The sequence below is a fragment of the Streptomyces sp. NPDC040432 genome (genome assembly GCF_055595445.1).
Genome location: NZ_JBVIVP010000002.1, coordinates 629,955 through 647,020, shown reverse-complemented (window position 1 = coordinate 647,020; position 17,066 = coordinate 629,955). Strand labels below are relative to the sequence as shown.

Below are 17,066 nucleotides of genomic sequence, written 5' to 3'. Positions count from 1 at the left end.
GCAGGCTAACAGGGAGCACTGACACCGCACGGGGGTATTTCGTTCGCCTGACCGAGTTGGGGCGGGACGTGACCGGATAGGGATCGGGTCGTGATCTGAACGGATCGCCGTCCCGTCGGGTCAGAGGCGGTGGGCGGCCCCCGCCGGGCTGGCGCCGCGAGTGTCCAGGAGCAGCTGGGCCTTCACCGCGAGGCCCTGGAGGTCGTACGTACGGTGGTGCTGGAGCAGGATCGTCAGGTCGGCGTCGGCGGCCGCCTCGTACAGCGACTCGGCCCGGGGCACGGGCCGGTCCCGGACCCGCCAGCCGGTGATGTACGGGTCGTGGTAGCTGATCAGGGCCCCCAGGTCGATGAGCCGGCTGGCGATCTCGCGGGCCGGGGATCCCTCCTGGTCGGCGAGGTCCTGCTTGTATGTGACCCCGAGGAGCAGCACCCGGGCGCCGCGGGCGGACTTGCCGTGCTCGTTCAGCAGGGTGGCCGAGCGCTGGATGACGTACTGCGGCATCCGGTTGTTGATCTCCTGGGCCAGACCGACCATGCGCAGGGGGTGACCGGGGGTGCGGGTGGTGTGGGGGAGGTAGTTGGGGTCGAGGGGGACGCCGTGGCCGCCGACGCCCGGGCCGGGCCGGAAGGCCTGGAATCCGTAGGGCTTCGTCTCGGCGCAGCGGATGACGTCCCACAGGTCGACGCCGAGGTCGTGGCACAGGACCGCCATCTCGTTCATGAGGGCGATGTTCACGTGCCGGTAGTTGGTCTCCAGCAGCTGCACGGTCTCGGCCTCGCGCAGGCCGCGGGCGCGGACGACCTTCTCGGTGAGCCGGGCGTAGAAGGCGTGCGCGGACTCGGTGCACGCGGGGGTGAGGCCGCCGATGACCTTGGGGGTGTTGGCGATGCCGTGCCTGCGGTTGCCCGGGTCGAGCCGACTGGGGGAGTAGGCCAGGTGGAAGTCGCGGCCGGCGCGCAGCCCGGAGCCCTCTTCGAGGATCGGCCTCAGGTACTCGTCGGTGACGCCGGGATGGGCGGCGGACTCCAGGATCACGGTGGTGTGCGGGCGCAGTCGGGCGGCGAGCGTACGGCCCGCCTCCCCGACCGCGGAGAGGTCGAGTGCACGATCGGCGCCGAGCTGGGTAGGGGCACAGATGACGGCGGTACGGACCCGGCCGAGCTCGGCGGGATTGGTGGTGATGCGGAAGCCGGCCGCCGACATCCGGCGGATCTCGGCGGCGGTGAGGGTGCTGTCCGTGGCCGGACCGCTGTCGTAGCCGACGGTCTCGATTCCGGCGGCGACGGCCGCCTGGGCGAGGGGGAGGCCGAGGTGGCCGAGTCCGATGACGGCGAGATCTGCGGGCATGGGGGGCCGTCCCTTCCCTTTCCCTGACGTGAGGGGGCGGTGCTTGCTCGTCCGGTGGACAACGGGGGTCCCGAGCCCGACAGGAGCTGGCGCTATGTCAGACTAGGCGTATATATGACAGAAATGTCGCATTCTGGGGTGGTGGTCGCCGTTGTGTTGTCCACAGGCGGTGGCTGATGTGGACGTGGACGGTCACAATCTTGAACGGGGGACGTGGGCGGCACCGCCCGCGCCGAGCGGGTACGGCCCGCACCAACGGGAGGCAGCCGTGAGGACAGCGACACTGGGACCGGCACAGCGCGCCGAGGCGCTCGCCCGGATGGCCGAACGGGAGCTGGACGTCCTGGTCGTGGGCGCGGGCGTGGTCGGCGCCGGCACCGCGCTGGACGCCGTGACCAGGGGCCTGTCGACCGGTCTGGTGGATGCGAGGGACTGGGCCTCCGGCACGTCGAGCAGGTCGAGCAAGCTCATCCACGGCGGACTCCGCTACCTGGAGATGCTCGACTTCGCCCTCGTCCGGGAGGCACTGAAGGAACGCGGCCTGCTGCTGGAGCGGCTCGCCCCGCACCTGGTCAAACCCGTCCCGTTCCTCTACCCGCTCCAGCACAAGGGCTGGGAGCGCTTCTACGCGGGCTCGGGCGTCGCCCTCTACGACGCCATGTCCTTCTCCAGCGGCCACGGCCGCGGCCTGCCCACCCACCGGCACCTGTCGCGCACCCGGGCGCTGCGCATCGCCCCGGCCCTGCGCAAGGACGCCCTGGTCGGCGCCCTGCAGTACTACGACGCCCAGATGGACGACGCGCGCTACGTCGCGACGCTGGTGCGGACGGCCTCCGCGTACGGGGCGCACTGCGCCAACCGGGCGAGGGTGGTCGGCTTCCTGCGCGAGGGCGAACGGGTCGTCGGCGCGCGCGTGCAGGACGTGGAGGGCGGTGCCGAGTACGAGATCCGCGCGAAGCAGGTCGTCAACGCCACCGGGGTGTGGACGGACGACACGCAGGCGCTGATCGGCGAGCGCGGCCAGTTCCACGTCCGGGCCTCGAAGGGGATCCACCTGGTCGTACCGAAGGACCGGATCCATTCGAGCACGGGCCTGATCCTGCGGACCGAGAAGTCGGTGCTGTTCGTCATCCCGTGGGGACGCCACTGGATCGTGGGGACCACGGACACGGACTGGGACCTCGACAAGGCGCATCCGGCCGCGTCCAGCGCGGACATCGACTACCTGTTGGAGCACGTGAACACGGTCCTGGCCGTCCCCCTGACGCGCGATGACGTCCAGGGCGTCTACGCGGGCCTGCGGCCTTTGCTGGCCGGGGAGTCGGACGCGACGAGCAAGCTCTCGCGCGAGCACACGGTGGCCCATCCGGTGCCGGGACTCGTGGTGGTGGCGGGCGGCAAGTACACGACGTACCGGGTCATGGCGAAGGACGCCGTCGACGAGGCGGTGCACGGGCTGGACCAGCGGGTCGCGGCTTGCGTCACCGAGGACGTGCCGCTCGTGGGGGCGGAGGGCTACCGGGCCCTGTGGAACGCCCGCGCCCGCACGGCCGCCCGGACGGGTCTTCACGTGGTGCGGGTGGAACACCTGTTGAACCGGTTCGGCTCGCTGACGGAGGAACTGCTCGACCTCATCGCGAAGGATCCCGGACTCGGCGAGCCGGTGTCCGGGGCGGACGACTACCTGCGGGCCGAAATCGTCTACGCGGCCTCGCACGAGGGGGCGCGGCATCTGGACGACGTGCTGACGCGGCGGACCCGCATCTCCATCGAGACCTTCGACCGGGGGACGCGGGCCGCGCGGGAGTGTGCGGAATTGATGGCTCCGGTGCTGGGGTGGGACAAGCAACAGGTCGAGAAGGAAGTGGAGCACTACGAGAAGCGGGTACAGGCGGAACGGGAGTCGCAGCGTCAGCCCGACGACCAGACGGCGGACGCGGCGCGGCTGGGGGCGCCCGACATCGTTCCGTTGTAACTCCGCGATGCGGAAGGCGGAACCGCAGACCCGGGGCGCCCGTCCGTTGCGGAGTGAGCAACAATGAGGTTTCTGCCGGGGCGGGTTATCGTGCCCCCCGGCGGCTGCCGGGGCAGCCGGGGCAGGCTGCACGATCGCAGAGGGGACGCATGTCGAAGCCGGAGCACACCGAGGCGCCCGCCGGGGCGCCTGCGGCGAAGCGGGATGGCGCGGACGAGGCGGCGTCTTCGGCGGTGCCGTCCGCGAGCGCGTCCCCTCAGGACACGAAGCCCGAGGCGGCGAAGACCGTGCCCGCGCCCAGGTCCCGATCCGGATCGGGTGCCGGGGGTCGTAAACCGGCCGGCTCGTCGACGGCCAAGCGGAAGCCGGCTGCGGCTCCGACTGCGGCTGCGGCTGCAACTCCGGCTCCGACTCCGGCTCACGCATCGACGCCGAAGTCGGCGTCGAGCGGCCCGGACGTGGTGGGCTCCGAGGCCGGGCGGCCGGCTGTTTCCGGCGACGCGACCGAGGGCGGGGACGCGACGCCGGTCGTCGCCAAGGCCGTTGCGCGGGACGGAAAGCCGGGTACGGCCAAGGCCCGTGCCGGCGCGGGTGGGACGAAGCCGAGTGCCTCCAAGGCCGGGCCCGCCAGGACGAAGCCGCGTACGACCGGGTCGCCCGCCGCGGACGCGCGGCCGGAGGGGACGTCGGACGCGAAGCCCGACGGGAAGCCGGACGTGGAGGCGGCTGCGGCCGACGTGCCCGTGGCTGGATCCGGTGGGTCCGTACCCCCGACGAAGAAGCCGAGCGGGACGAGGGCGGGGGTCGGGGCGAAGCCGACTCCGGTTGCCGCCGGGACCGTTGCCGGCGAGCCCGACGAGTCCGACCGACCCGACCAGTCCGATACACCGGTGACGGAGTCCGCTGACGCAGCGTCTGCCGGTGCCGGTGCCGGTGCCGGTGCGGGCGTCGCCGGCGAGGGCGATGCCGATGCCGTGGAGCCGGCCGGCGGGGACGGAGGCGCGAAGTCGGCCGTCGCCACGGGCACGGAGGACGCCGACGCCGCACCCGACGACGACGGTGACGTGAAGCCCGCCGCGCAGGCCGGTGCCGCTTCCGCCACCGGTGCCGCTTCCCCTTCCACGAAGCTGAACTTCGCCAAGGCCGCTGCACCGCCTGCCGGCGCGTCGGCCGAGGCCGGTTCCGAGCCCGCGACCTCGAAGTCCGCCGAGCCCGCGGACGCCGCGCCGGCTGCTGCCAAGGCCGAAGCCGCGGACGTGGTGCCTGCCGCCGGGTCGGCGAAGTCGAAGCCCGACGTCGACGTCGAGGCCGAGGCCCCGAAGCCGAAGTCGAAGCCCGCCGAGCCCGCGCCGGCCGCTGCCGGGGTCGAGGCCGCGGACGTGAAGCCCGCCGCGAAGCCCCTCGGGGACGACGGTGTGCGGCGGCCGACCGGCACGGTGCGGACCACCGCCTTCCCGCCCGCGCCCGGCCAGGGCGACGGCAAGGACCAGGGCCGCCTGCTCGCCGGCCGGTACCGGCTGGGCGCCGTGCTCGGCAAGGGCGGCATGGGCACCGTGTGGCGCGCCGAGGACGAGGTCCTCGGCCGGACCGTCGCCGTCAAGGAACTCCGGTTCGGCAGCGGCGTCGACGAGGACGAGAAGCGCCGCCTCATCACCCGGACCCTGCGCGAGGCCAAGGCGATCGCCCGCATCCGCAGCGCCGGCGCCGTCACCGTCTTCGACGTGGTCGACGAGGACGCCCGTCCCTGGATCGTCATGGAGCTCGTCGAGGGCTCCTCCCTCGCCGAGTTCATCCGGGAGAACGGCCCCCTCACCCCGCGCCGCGCCGCCGAGGTCGGGCTCGCGGTGCTCGACGTACTGCGCGCCGCGCACCAGCAGGGGATCCTGCACCGCGACGTGAAGCCGTCCAACGTGCTCATCGCCGGCACCGGTCGTGTCGTCCTGACGGACTTCGGCATCGCGCAGGTCGAGGGCGACCCGTCCATCACGTCCACCGGCATGCTCGTGGGCGCCCCCTCGTACATCTCGCCCGAGCGCGCCCGCGGTCAGAAGCCGGGCCCGCCCGCCGACATGTGGTCCCTCGGTGGCCTGCTGTACGCGGCGGTCGAGGGCGTGCCCCCGTACGACAAGGGCTCCGCCCTCGCCACGCTGACCGCGGTGATGACCGAAGCGGTCGACCCGCCGAAGAACGCCGGGCCGCTGTTGACCGAGGTCATCTACGGCCTGCTGGTCAAGGACCCGGCCCTGCGGCTCGGTGACGATCAGGCCCGCACGATGCTCACCTCGGTGCTCAACGCTCCCGAGCCCGAGCCCGCCCCGGTGTCCCCGCCGGCCGTGGAGGAGACGCGTGCGATCTCCCTCATCGTGCCGGACACGGCAGCCGAGAAGGCGGCCGAGAAGGCCGCGGAGAAGGCCGCCAAGAAGGAACGCGACCGGCGTGAGCGCGAACAGCGCGACCGGACCCGCGCCGCGCTGAAGTCCGCCCGCAAGGCCGCTGCCGCCGAGGCCGCGGCGACCGCCTCCGCGGCTTCCGCGGCCGAGGCCCCGGCGACCCGGCCCGCTTCCGCGCCGGCGTCGCTCACCGACGTGATGTCGCGCCGCACCATCGTGCTCGCGATAGTCGGCGTCGTCGTGGTCCTCGCCGTGATCGGCTCGCTCATCGCGTGGGCGGTCCGGGGGGACGACGACGGCGACCGCAAGGACCAGGGGCAGGGCGGTACGGGTCCGGTCTCCTCCGGTACCCCGACGCCCGGCGCGTCACCCGGCGCGGGCGCGGGCGGCACCACCCCCGGGAGTCCTGCCGTGAGTCCTCCCGCGCCGGGGACCGACGGCAGCCCCGCCGGCGGCGCGAGCGCGGACTCCGGCCAGGGGCAGGACCCCGGCCAGGGACAGAACCAGGGACAGAACCAGGGACAGAACCAGGGCCAGGGCCAGGGCCAGAACCAGGGTCAAGGTCAAGGTCAGGGCCAGGGCACCGGTCCGGGGGGCCCCGGCGGGCTGCCCGCCGGGTACGCCATGGTGTCGGAGCCCCGGTTCCGGTTCTCGATGGCGATGCCCGAGGGCTTCCACCAGACCGGCACCGCAGGCGAGGACTCGGGCGGCATCTTCAGCCGCGACGGGGGCTTCCCCCGGATCCAGGTCGACTTCGGCGCCAAGCCGAGCGACGACGCCCGTCTCGCCTGGGCCAAGCTCGCCCCCGCCGTGGCGGGCAGCAGCAAGGGCTACCGCCTCCTGCGCCTGGACACGGTGGACTACCGCGGCTACCCGACCGTCGCCGACTGGGAGTTCGAGCGCGAGCAGCAGGGCGTCAAGGTCCGGGTCCTCAACCGGGGCTTCAAGGTGGACGCGAAGCACGGCTACGCCATCATGATCAGCTGCGCCGCCGACCAGTGGGACGGTGCCGAATGCACCCAGATGCGCAACACGGCGTTCGAGACCTTCCAGGTGCTCGGCTGACGAGCCTTGCCAGGCCCGGGACGCGGGCGGCTTGAGCGTCGTATCGTGAAGACGGGGGCCATGGGGAGCCCGACGCACTCGGGGGAGGCGATGTGGAGGACTACGCGGGCCGGATCCTGGCCGACCGCTACCGTCTGCCGCTGCCGCCGACCGACGCGTACGAGGTGCTGGAGACCCGGGCCTTCGACACCCGGAGCGGGCAGGAAGTCCTGGTCCGGCAGGTGCCGTTGCCCGAGGTCGTGGACGCGGAACTGCTCGACGGCTCGTCCGGTCCGCAGGCCGGGCAGGGGCAGCGGACGGGCGAACTGCCCGCGGTGCGCCGGGCCATCGCCGCCGCGCAGGCGGCGGCGTCCGTACCGGACCACGCCCGGCTGGACCAGGTCTTCGACGTGTTCGCCGAGGGCGGTTCGCTGTGGATCGTGAGCGAACTCGTCCCCGCGCGACCCTTGTCGGCGCTGATCGCCGAGGAACCGCTGAGCCCGTACCGGGCGGCGGAGGTGGCCTCCGACGTGCTGACCGCGCTGCGGGTGCTGCACGCGCACGGCTGGACGCACCGGAACATCACCGTCCGGACGGTGTTGATATGCGATGACGGCCGGGTCGTCCTGACCGGGCTGGCGGCCGGCGCCGCCGAGGAGGCCCTGTGCGGGTACGACCCCGTGCCGCGCCCGGACTTCGAGGACCCCGGGGACGCGGACTCCGGATGGGGACCACCGTCGGGCCCCGGCCCCGGCCCTGGACCCGACCGCGGGGCGCCGTCGCCGGATCCGCTGGGCTCCGGCCCGCTCGGCTTCGGGGTCGAGCCGCCGTCCGCCCCGCATCCCGGGTACGCGCCGGAGCCCACGGCGCCCGGTCCGGCGTACGCGCCGCTGGTGGCCCCCGGCTACGACACCGGGCCGAGGTACTCCGACCACATCACCCCGCAGCGGGCCCTGCCCCCGCAGGACGACGAGGCCGACCTCCGGGCGACCGCCCGCGCCGGGACCATCGCCGCCTACCGGGCCGGAGCACGGGCCGCCGCGGCGAAGGTGGCCGAGGAACGCGGGGCCGCGCCCGGTGCCGAGCCGCCCCCGGGCATGCTGCCGCCGGTGCGCCCGACGGGGGCCAACATGCCGCAGGGGTACGCGTACCCGTACGGCGGCCCCGACGGCGCCGCCGCCATGCCCTGGCACGGGGCCACCCCGCGCCGGCAGCAGGCTCCCCCGCCGGAGCGGGCCCCGGAGCCGACGCGTCCGGAGCTGCCGCACCAGGACCACCGGGAGCGGCAGCACGAGGAGTTCTCGGAGCCGCCGTCGGACGGGTTCCCCGAGCCGCCGTACGAGGAGCTCCCGGAACCGCAGGCCCCGGCGGGCGAACCGGCCCGCCCCGCGCTGCCCGCCCGGCTCGCGCTGCCCCAGGGCTACCGCCAGGCCGAGACCGGGACCTCGGGCCGGGGCGAGCCCCAGGCCCCGCCGCACCCGCGCCCCGGAACCGGCCTCCCGGAGCCGACGCACCGGGAGCCGACGTACCCGGCGCCGACGTACCCGGCACCGATGTACCCGGCACCGACGGGCCCGAGCCCGGTGCCCACCGGCCCGCGCCCCGGAGCCGGACTGTCCGTGCCGGTGCCGCCTCCCGCCCCTCCCGGCGCCGGCTGGGACGCGCCCGGCGGCCACGGGGGTGGTCCGCGTACCGGATTGGACGCCGAGCGGGCGCGGCAGACGCGGATGGCGGTCGTCGGGGCCGTCACCGAGCGGTGGGCCCCCGAGCAGGCCGGGCCCGTGCACGGGCACTGGCAGCTCGCCGCGCCCGTCGGCCCCGCCACCGACCTGTGGGCGCTCGGCGCACTGCTGTACCGGGCCGTGCAGGGCCACGCACCGTACCCCGAGGACAGCGTGGCCGAACTCGTCGACATGGTGTGCGCGGAGGCTCCCGCGTTCGCCGAGGAGTGCGGCCCGCTGCGGCCGGTCGTGGAGTCGTTGCTGCGCCAGGACCCCACCGAGCGGCCCGACTTCGAGGAGCTCCGGGGCTGGCTGCGGTCGCTCGTGCGCTCCGCCCCCGAGCCCGACGGGGACTTCGGCTTCCTCCTGATGCCGGAAGCCGACCCGACCCGCCTGCCGCTCCCGCGTCAGCGCGGCGAACTGCACGGACGGCACCGCAATCCGGCGGCGCCGCGCAAGCCGCGCGCCCTCGGGCGGACCCTGCTGGTCGGGGTCCTGACCGTGCTAGCCGGAGCGGTGGCGTACGCGATGCTGTTCATGCCCCGGTCCGGGGACCCGCAGGCCGGCGGAACGCAGCCGACCTCGGCGCAGAGCCCGAAGCCCTCGGCCCCGGCGCCCTCCGGGAGCGGATCGGCGCGGCCGGAGCCGAGCCGCACCCCCGCCGGCACCCCGGAGTCCAAGCCCGCCCCGCAGACGGACGCGCCCGCGCCGCAGGGATTCACCGTCCAGCAGGACCCCGCTCACTTCTCGATCGCGGTCCCGGACGGCTGGGAGCGGCAGACCATCAACGAGGCCGGTCAGGTGCGCTACGTCCAGGGCCAGTTCACCCTGATCGTGGTGCCGGGCCGGGACCAGGTGGAGGGTGGCAATCCGGATCCGGTGGGCTACCAGAAGGACAAGGAGCCGGAACTGGCCCCGTACCGCAACTCCACCTGGGCGTCCGGCGGCGACGTGAAGTCGACGAAGGTGGGCCAGCAACTGCGGGTCACCGGCCGCTACACCTGGATCGACGCGGCGGGCCGGTCCCTGTTCGCCCGGAACTTCGTCGTCGCGCTGGGCGGCAAGTACCACATCGTCATGGTCACGGGCCCGGAGGACAACCAGGACAAGGTCACCGACGTCTTCGAGAAGGCCACGGCGAGTTACAGGTCCGGGGGTTGACAACGGACTGACGGCCTGTCAATACGGCAATTGCGTCACAGTGCCGCCCCTACCGCCCCGCGCGGTTTCGGCTCTGGCCGCAGGCTCCGTAATCTGGCCCGAAGTGCACAGAGCGGCGGGGTTTCGTGGAACAGCAGACAGGCGCGGGTGCGGTGCTCGCGGGCCGGTACCGGCTCGTGGAGCCCATCGGTCGTGGCGGCATGGGCAAGGTGTGGCGTGCGCACGATGAGCTGCTGCACCGGACCGTGGCCGTCAAGGAACTGACGGCGGGCCTGTACGTGGCCCAGGCGGACCGTGAGGTCCTGCACGCCCGTACCCAGAAGGAGGCGCGGGCCGCCGCCCGGATCCAGCATCCGGCGGTCGTCACCGTGCACGACGTGCTGGAACACGACGACCGGCCGTGGATCGTCATGGAGTACATCGACGGCCCCTCCCTGGCCGAGGCCGCGAAGGCGGCGGGCCGCATCGAGCCCACGGAGGCCGCCCGGATCGGGCTGCACGTGCTGGGGGCGCTGCGCGCCGCGCACGCGGTCGGCGTACTGCACCGGGACGTGAAGCCCGGCAACGTGCTGCTCGCCAAGGACGGTCGGGTGCTGCTGACCGACTTCGGCATCGCGGCCATCGAGGGCGACTCCTCCATCACCCGTACCGGGGAAATCGTCGGGTCCATCGACTACCTGGCCCCGGAGCGGGTCACCGGCGGGACTCCCGACCCGTCCTCCGACCTGTGGTCGCTCGGCGCGACCCTGTACACGGCCGTCGAGGCCCTCTCGCCGTTCCGCCGCACCTCGCCCATCTCCAGTCTCCAGGCCGTCGTCAACGACGAACCGCCCGCCCTGCGCCAGTCCGGCGCGTTGGGCCCGGTCATCACCGCCCTGCTGCGCAAGGACCCCGCCGAGCGTCCTTCGGCGGCCGAGGCCGAGCAGATGCTGTTGCAGGCGATGGAGGGCCGGGAGCCCAAGGCGGCGCACGCGTACGTGCCGACCCGCGCGGTGACCGCCGACGAACGCCAGTCGCTGGAGGACACCCCCCTGCCGGTACGGGAGCCGGAGCCCGCCGGGCCCGCCGCGACCACCGTCGCCCCGGCACCCGTGACGGTCCCCACCGGACACGCCCCCGGGCGTCTCAAGCGGGCCGCCGTCGTGGCCGTGGTGGCGGCGCTGTTGGGCGGTGGCGGCGTGTTCGGGGTGCTCACCTACCTCGACGGGCGCGGCGACGACACCGTCGGCAAGGGCGGCGACCCCTCCGCCAGTGCCCCGGCGGACACGAAGGGCGGCAAGGGCGGCAAGGACGAGGTCCCGGTGCCCGCGGGGTGGACCAGGGTGCAGGACCCCGCCGGCTTCACGCTCCTCGTCCCGGAGGGCTGGCAGCGCCAGACGATGGGCAATCAGATCGACTACACCCCCGACAACGGCCGCCACCTGCTGCGGATCGCCATCGACGCGACCCCGGACTACCGGGATCCGTACGCGCACGTCCTCGACCTGGAGCGGCAGATCAAGGAGCGCGCGGACTACAGGCGCGAGCTGTTGCAGCCCAACAGCTTCCGGGACACGACGCTGGCCGCCCTGTGGGACTTCAGCTGGACCGAGAAGCAGAACCATCCCGGCCCTCGTCGGGCCATCGAGCAGATGTACGTCACGCCCGACGGCGTCGAGTACGCGATCTACATGGCGGGCCCCGCCGGGGAATGGTCGAGAATGCGCCAACAGTTCGAAACCGTGCTCACCGGCTGGCAGGCGGCCCCCAAGAAGGGCTGAGCGCGCCACACCGCGGCCATCGCGCCAGCGATTACTGGCGGACTTCGCAAAATCCGGTTACCCACGGGTACCCAAAGGCCTGTCGGCGGCATACGCTCACCGCCATGACGGACTCGCAGGCCCCCGCCGCCCCCCTCCGCAGCGCACCGCAGCCCACCAACCCGGTCGCCCCCGCCCCGGCAGGCGTCCGGACGGCCGCCGACGTGGTGACCCCCGACCTGGTCGCCCGGCTGACCCGCGGAGTCATCGGCTCCGGCCGGACCGCCAACCACACCCCCTTCACCGGGGAAAAGCTGGCGGACCTGCCCGAAGCCGGGCCCGAGGACGTGGCCGAGGCCTTCGACCGGGCCCGCGCCGCCCAGAGCGCCTGGGCCGCCGTTCCCGTACGACGGCGTGCCGCCGTACTGCTGCGCTTCCACGACCTGGTCCTGGACCGGCAGGCCGAGGTGCTCGACCTCATCCAGCTGGAGACGGGCAAGGCCCGCCTGCACGCCCACGAGGAGGTCCAGGCCGTCGCGGTCGCCGCCCGGCACTACGGCCGCAAGGCGCCCTCCTACCTGCGCCCCAAGGGCCACACCGGCGCGATGCCGACCCTCACCAAGGTGACCGAACTGCGCCAGCCGCGCGGCGTCGTCGGCCAGATCGCCCCCTGGAACTACCCCCTCGAACTCTCCGTCGGCGACGCCCTGCCCGCCTTCGTCTCCGGCAACGCCGTCGTCATGAAGCCCGACACCGAGACCGCCCTCACCGCGCTGTGGGCCCGTGACCTGCTGATCGAGGCCGGACTGCCCGCCGAGGTCTTCCAGATCGTGCTCGGCGAGGGCCCGGTCGTCGGCCCCGAGGTCGTCCGCCACGCCGACTACGTGTCCTTCACCGGCTCCACCCGCACCGGCCGCGAGGTCGCCCAGGGCGCCGCCGCCCGCCTCGTCGGCGTCAGCCTCGAACTCGGCGGCAAGAACGCCATGCTCGTCCTCGCCGACGCGGACGTGGAGAAGGCCGCCGCGGGCGCCGTCCGTGCCTGCTTCTCCTCCGCCGGCCAGCTCTGCATCTCCATCGAGCGGCTCTACGTCCACGCCTCGATCGCCGACGAGTTCGTCGAGCGCTTCGCCGCCCGCACCAGGGCCATGCGGCTCGGCAGCGCCCTCGCCTACGGCGCGGACATGGGCTCGCTGGTCGGCGAGCGCCAGCTGGAAACCGTCCGGCGGCACGTGGACGAGGCCGTCGCCAAGGGAGCCACCCTCGTCGCGGGCGGCGTCGCCCGCCCCGACCTCGGCCCGCTGTTCTACGAGCCGACCATCCTCGACGGGGTCGAGGCGCCGATGGCGGTCTGCGCCGAGGAGACCTTCGGCCCGGTCGTGTCCGTCTACCGCTTCACCGACGAGGACGACGCCGTCGCCCGGGCCAACGCCACCAGCTACGGCCTCAACGCCAGCGTCTGGACCAAGGACGCCCGCCGCGGCCACGCCGTCGCGGCCCGCCTGCGCACCGGCACCGTCAACATCAACGACGGCTACGCCCCCGCCTACGGCAGCGCCCAGGCACCCATGGGCGGCATGAAGGACTCCGGCCTCGGCCGCCGCCACGGCTCCGAGGGCATCCTCAAGTACACCGAGGCGCAGACGGTGGCCCACCAGCGGCTGCTGCCCATGGCCCCGTCGCTGGGCATGGACGACGCGCAGTACGCGCAGTTCATGACGCGCAGCCTGAAGGTCCTCAAGGCACTGGGGCTGCGCTAGGCCTCCGGGCCAGGCCCTCCGGGCCGCACCGACCACCGAGACCCCGCCAGGCGCGACCGATTGGGAGGCACGGGAGTGTCGCACGAGAACGACGGCGGCCGCGCAGGCGGCCTTGAGGACGACTACGACTACGACGTCCTCGTCATCGGATCGGGCTTCGGCGGGGCCGTTTCGGCCCTGCGGCTCACCGAGAAGGGATACCGGGTCGGCGTCCTGGAGGCGGGGCGCCGCTTCACCCGCGAGAGCCTGCCCCGCAACAGCTGGGACCTGCGCAACTACCTGTGGGCGCCGGCCCTCGGACTGTTCGGGATCCAGCGCATCCACCTGCTCGGCAACGTGATGGTGCTCGCCGGCGCCGGAGTGGGCGGCGGCTCGCTCAACTACGCCAACACCCTCTACGTGCCGCCCGCGGCCTTCTTCGAGGACCGGCAGTGGGCGTCCATCACCGACTGGCGCGAGGAACTCGCCCCGTACTACGACCAGGCCAAGCGGATGCTCGGCGTGCGGCTCAACCCGACGCTGACGCCCTCCGACGTCCACCTCAGGGCGGCCGCCGAGAAGATGGGCGTCGGGGACTCCTTCCACATGGCCCCGGTCGGCGTCTTCTTCGGCGACGGCGAGGACGCCGGAGGAGCCGGAGGAGCCGGCGGAGCCGGCGAGGAGCGACGCGTCCGACCCGGTCAGGAGACCCCCGACCCGTACTTCGGCGGGGCCGGACCCGCGCGCCGCGCCTGCACCGAGTGCGGCGAGTGCATGACCGGCTGCCGACACGGAGCGAAGAACACCCTGAACGAGAACTACCTGCACCTCGCCGAACGCGCCGGCGCCGTCATCCACCCCATGACCACCGTCACCGCGCTCTCCGAGCACCCCGACGGCGGGCACCGGGTCCGCACCGTCCCCACCGACCACCGCCGCAAGGGCCGGGCCAAGGTGCTCCGGGCCCGGTACGTGGTCGTCGCGGCGGGCACCTACGGCACCCAGACCCTGCTGCACGCCATGAAGGACCGCGGCGAGCTGCCCCACCTGTCCGACCGGCTCGGCGAGCTGACCCGGACCAACTCCGAGGGCCTGGTCGGCGCCCAGACCGACGACCGCCGCTACCGCCGGCGACACGGCGGCGTCGGGCGGGTCGACTTCACGCGGGGCGTCGCGATCACCTCGTCCGTCCACCCCGACGGCGACACCCACATCGAGCCCGTCCGCTACGGCAAGGGCTCCAACGCCATGGGGTTCATGACCATCCTCCAGGTGCCCTACGGCGCGCACCGGGTGCGGTCCTGGCTCGCCCGCACGGCCCGGCACCCCGTGCAGCTGATGCGCGCGCTGTCCAACCGGCGCTGGTCGGAGCGGACGATCATCGGGCTGGTCATGCAGTCGGTGGACAACTCCCTGACGACGTACCGCAAGCCCGGCGGGATCGGCAAGGGCCTGCTGACCGCCCGGCAGGGCCACGGCGCACCCAACCCCGTGCAGATCGAGGCCGCGACGCGGGCCGCGAGCCTGCTGGCCGAGGAGATCAACGGGTTCGCGGGGAGCAACGTCGGCGAACTGATGGGGACCCCGTTGACCGCGCACTTCCTCGGGGGCTGCCCCATCGGCGCCTCGCCGCAGGAGGGCGTGGTCGACCCGTACCACCGCCTGCACGGGCACCCGGGCATCTCGGTCGTCGACGGCTCGGCGGTCTCCGCGAACCTCGGGGTCAATCCGTCGCTGACGATCACGGCGCAGGCCGAGCGGGCGATGTCGTACTGGCCCAACAAGGGGGAGCCGGACCGGAGGCCCGCGCAGGGGGCCGCGTACGTGCGCCTCGCGGCGGTGGAACCGAACCGGCCGGCGGTGCCCAAGGAGGCCTTCGGGGCGCTGCGGCTGCCGTTCCTGGCGGTCCCGGACGTGCCCCGCAGGCAATCGGAACGGGAGCAATGACGACGGTGAGTACCGCGCTCCCCCTCCGAGCGCGGTACTCACCGCAGTACATGAGTGACAGGCGGTCGCCGGAGAAGGTTGTACCGGAATCCCGTTCACACGGCTGTGGTGTCGGTCACATGGTGAAGTACGCAACTGTGAAGGCCGTCCGACGGTCAAGGACGCATGAGACAGCGCATCGCCCTGCTGGCCGTCTGCGGCCTGTTCGCCGCAGGGCCGGCCGTCCCCTCCGCCCACGCCGCCGAACCGGAGTTCCGGCTGACCGGACCGGCCGCGCTGACCCTCCCGGCGCACCCCGCGACGGGTGCCCCGCAGCCGACCCCGCTGGCCTTCCGCCTGGACCTTCCGAGGACGGCCGAGGGCCTCGGGACGGAGGGCGAGGAGGGCGCGTACGACGAGGACGGCACGGACGGGAGCGAGGGGGCGCACGGCGCGCAGGGCGCGGCGGGACCGGGCTTCCGCGGCGGTGACGTCACCTTCACCGTCGACCTGAGCGGTGTCGGGGCGGTGGCCGACGTCCGGGAGGGCGGGCCGGCGCCCGTGGGGAGGTGCGCCGTCGCCGACGCCGACCTCGTCTGCGTCGAGCGGGACGCCCGCCCGGGCACCGGAATCGCCCTCGACCTGGAGCTCATCGCCGCACGGGACGCCGTCGCCGGCGCGACCGGCACCGTCACGGTCACCGCCGGGGTGGCCGGCGTCCCCGTCGCGACGGCCGTCACCCGGGTCACGGTCGGCGGCCCCGAACTGGTCGTGGAGGAGCCGCGGCTCAAGCGTGACCCGAAGCCGGGCGAGAGCCAGGCGCTGCCGCTCGCCTTCGCGAACCGGGGCACCGGACCGGCCCGGGGCGTGGTCGTCGAACTGACCACCACCCGCGGCCTCGAACTGACGGAGCGGTACGACAACTGCGCCTACCGCACCGGCCCGACGTCGACCACGGCCCTGTGCGCCGTCGACGGCGACTTCGCGGCGGGCGAGGCCCACGAGCTCGTCGGGGACGCCCCGCTCCGCCTGGGGGTCGCCGCGTACGCCCGCACCGAACTGCTGGGCTACGGCGTCACCCCGGCCGATCCCGGGCGCGCCGCCCGCTCGTACGCGGAACGGCCCGCGCACGGCGGACCCGCAACCGGCCGCATGCTCACCGCCGTCCGGCGGGCGGCGCCGATCGCGCCGGGCGTGCTCGTCGCGCCCGGCAGGGCCTCGCGCGGCCAGGTACCGGCGGTCCGCGCCGACCGGCGCGAGGTCACCCTCGCCGTCCGGAACACGGCGGACCTCGCGGTCGAGCCCCTGTCCGTCAGGGGCGTCGCCGGGAGTCGGGTCAGGGCCGCGGTCGTCCTGCGCAACCACGGGCCGGCCTGGGTGTTCGACCCCCGGTCCGGAGCGGCGGCGGCCGTCGTGGACGTCCGGGTACCGCCGGGCCTGAAGGTCGTCCGGGCCCCCGCGGGCTGCCGGGCCGTCCCCGGCCGCGGCGCCGCCCGGCACCTCTGCTCGACGGGGTCGTCCGTGCGGGAGTCCGAGCGGGTCGAGTTCGTCTTCGAGCTCAAGGTCGAGAAGGTGGTGCCCAACGCCCAGGGCGCCGTCGTCACGGGCGGTCCCGGTCCGCTCGGCGAGCCCCGGCGGCACGACTTCGACCCGTACCCGGCCAACGACGCCGCACTGTTCCTGGCGAACGCGACGGGCACCGCCCTCACCCCGGGCGCCGGCTCCCCGGTCGCGCTCCCCGATCCGTGGGTCCCGCAGGACGCGACGGACGGACCCGGCGCGAGGTCCAGGACGTCCGCCGCCGGCGGCCTCGGCGACGGCGCTCCGCTGGCCCCCACCGGCAGCATCACGGGCCTGCTCGGATGCGGCGGGGCCGCGCTGGTCGCGGCGGGTGGCGCGCTGTACGCGGTCTCCCGCCGCCGCCGCGCGGGACGCGGCTGACGGCGCGACGGCCCGGAGGCCCCGTCGCGGAGCCACGGAAAGGGCGAGGGGGGCACAACAGAACGGCCGGCCCGGGGCGTCCC

The 17,066-nt window shown here is 74.1% G+C and carries 8 protein-coding genes; 7 read left to right on the top strand and 1 reads right to left on the bottom strand.

Going from position 1 to position 17,066, the window contains the following annotated elements; translation table 11 throughout:
* Positions 1-120: 120 nt before the first annotated feature.
* Complete coding sequence (locus tag ACZ58N_RS06645; protein ID WP_471156343.1) at positions 121-1,350, bottom strand: nucleotide sugar dehydrogenase; 1,230 nt, start codon at positions 1,348-1,350, stop codon at positions 121-123.
* A gap of 268 nt (positions 1,351-1,618) precedes the next feature.
* Between ACZ58N_RS06645 and ACZ58N_RS06640 the strand changes: the two genes are divergently transcribed.
* From ACZ58N_RS06640 to ACZ58N_RS06610, 7 genes are all read left to right on the top strand, one after another.
* Positions 1,619-3,325 carry a glycerol-3-phosphate dehydrogenase/oxidase gene (locus ACZ58N_RS06640; protein ID WP_471156341.1) on the top strand — a complete coding sequence of 569 codons (1,707 nt, stop codon included), beginning with the start codon at positions 1,619-1,621 and terminating at the stop codon, positions 3,323-3,325.
* 890 nt (positions 3,326-4,215) lie between these two features.
* Positions 4,216-6,780 (top strand): serine/threonine-protein kinase, encoded by a 2,565-nt coding sequence (locus ACZ58N_RS06635; protein WP_471156339.1) that lies wholly within the window; start codon positions 4,216-4,218, stop codon positions 6,778-6,780.
* Positions 6,781-6,872: 92 nt separating this feature from the next.
* Entirely contained in the window at positions 6,873-9,641 is a 2,769-nt protein-coding gene (locus ACZ58N_RS06630) for a serine/threonine-protein kinase (RefSeq protein WP_471156336.1), read from the top strand.
* Positions 9,642-9,766: 125 nt separating this feature from the next.
* Complete coding sequence (locus ACZ58N_RS06625) at positions 9,767-11,401, top strand: serine/threonine-protein kinase (RefSeq protein ID WP_471156333.1); 1,635 nt, start codon at positions 9,767-9,769, stop codon at positions 11,399-11,401.
* A gap of 104 nt (positions 11,402-11,505) precedes the next feature.
* Positions 11,506-13,137, top strand: a complete 1,632-nt coding sequence (locus ACZ58N_RS06620; RefSeq protein ID WP_471156331.1) for a succinic semialdehyde dehydrogenase — start codon at positions 11,506-11,508, stop codon at positions 13,135-13,137.
* Positions 13,138-13,212: 75 nt separating this feature from the next.
* The gene (locus tag ACZ58N_RS06615) at positions 13,213-15,063 is read left to right on the top strand and encodes a GMC oxidoreductase (RefSeq protein ID WP_471156329.1); all 1,851 of its coding nucleotides are present in this window, start codon (positions 13,213-13,215) and stop codon (positions 15,061-15,063) included.
* A 165-nt stretch (positions 15,064-15,228) separates the two neighbouring features.
* Positions 15,229-16,983, top strand: a complete 1,755-nt coding sequence (locus ACZ58N_RS06610; protein WP_471156326.1) for a hypothetical protein — start codon at positions 15,229-15,231, stop codon at positions 16,981-16,983.
* Positions 16,984-17,066 lie beyond the last annotated feature (83 nt).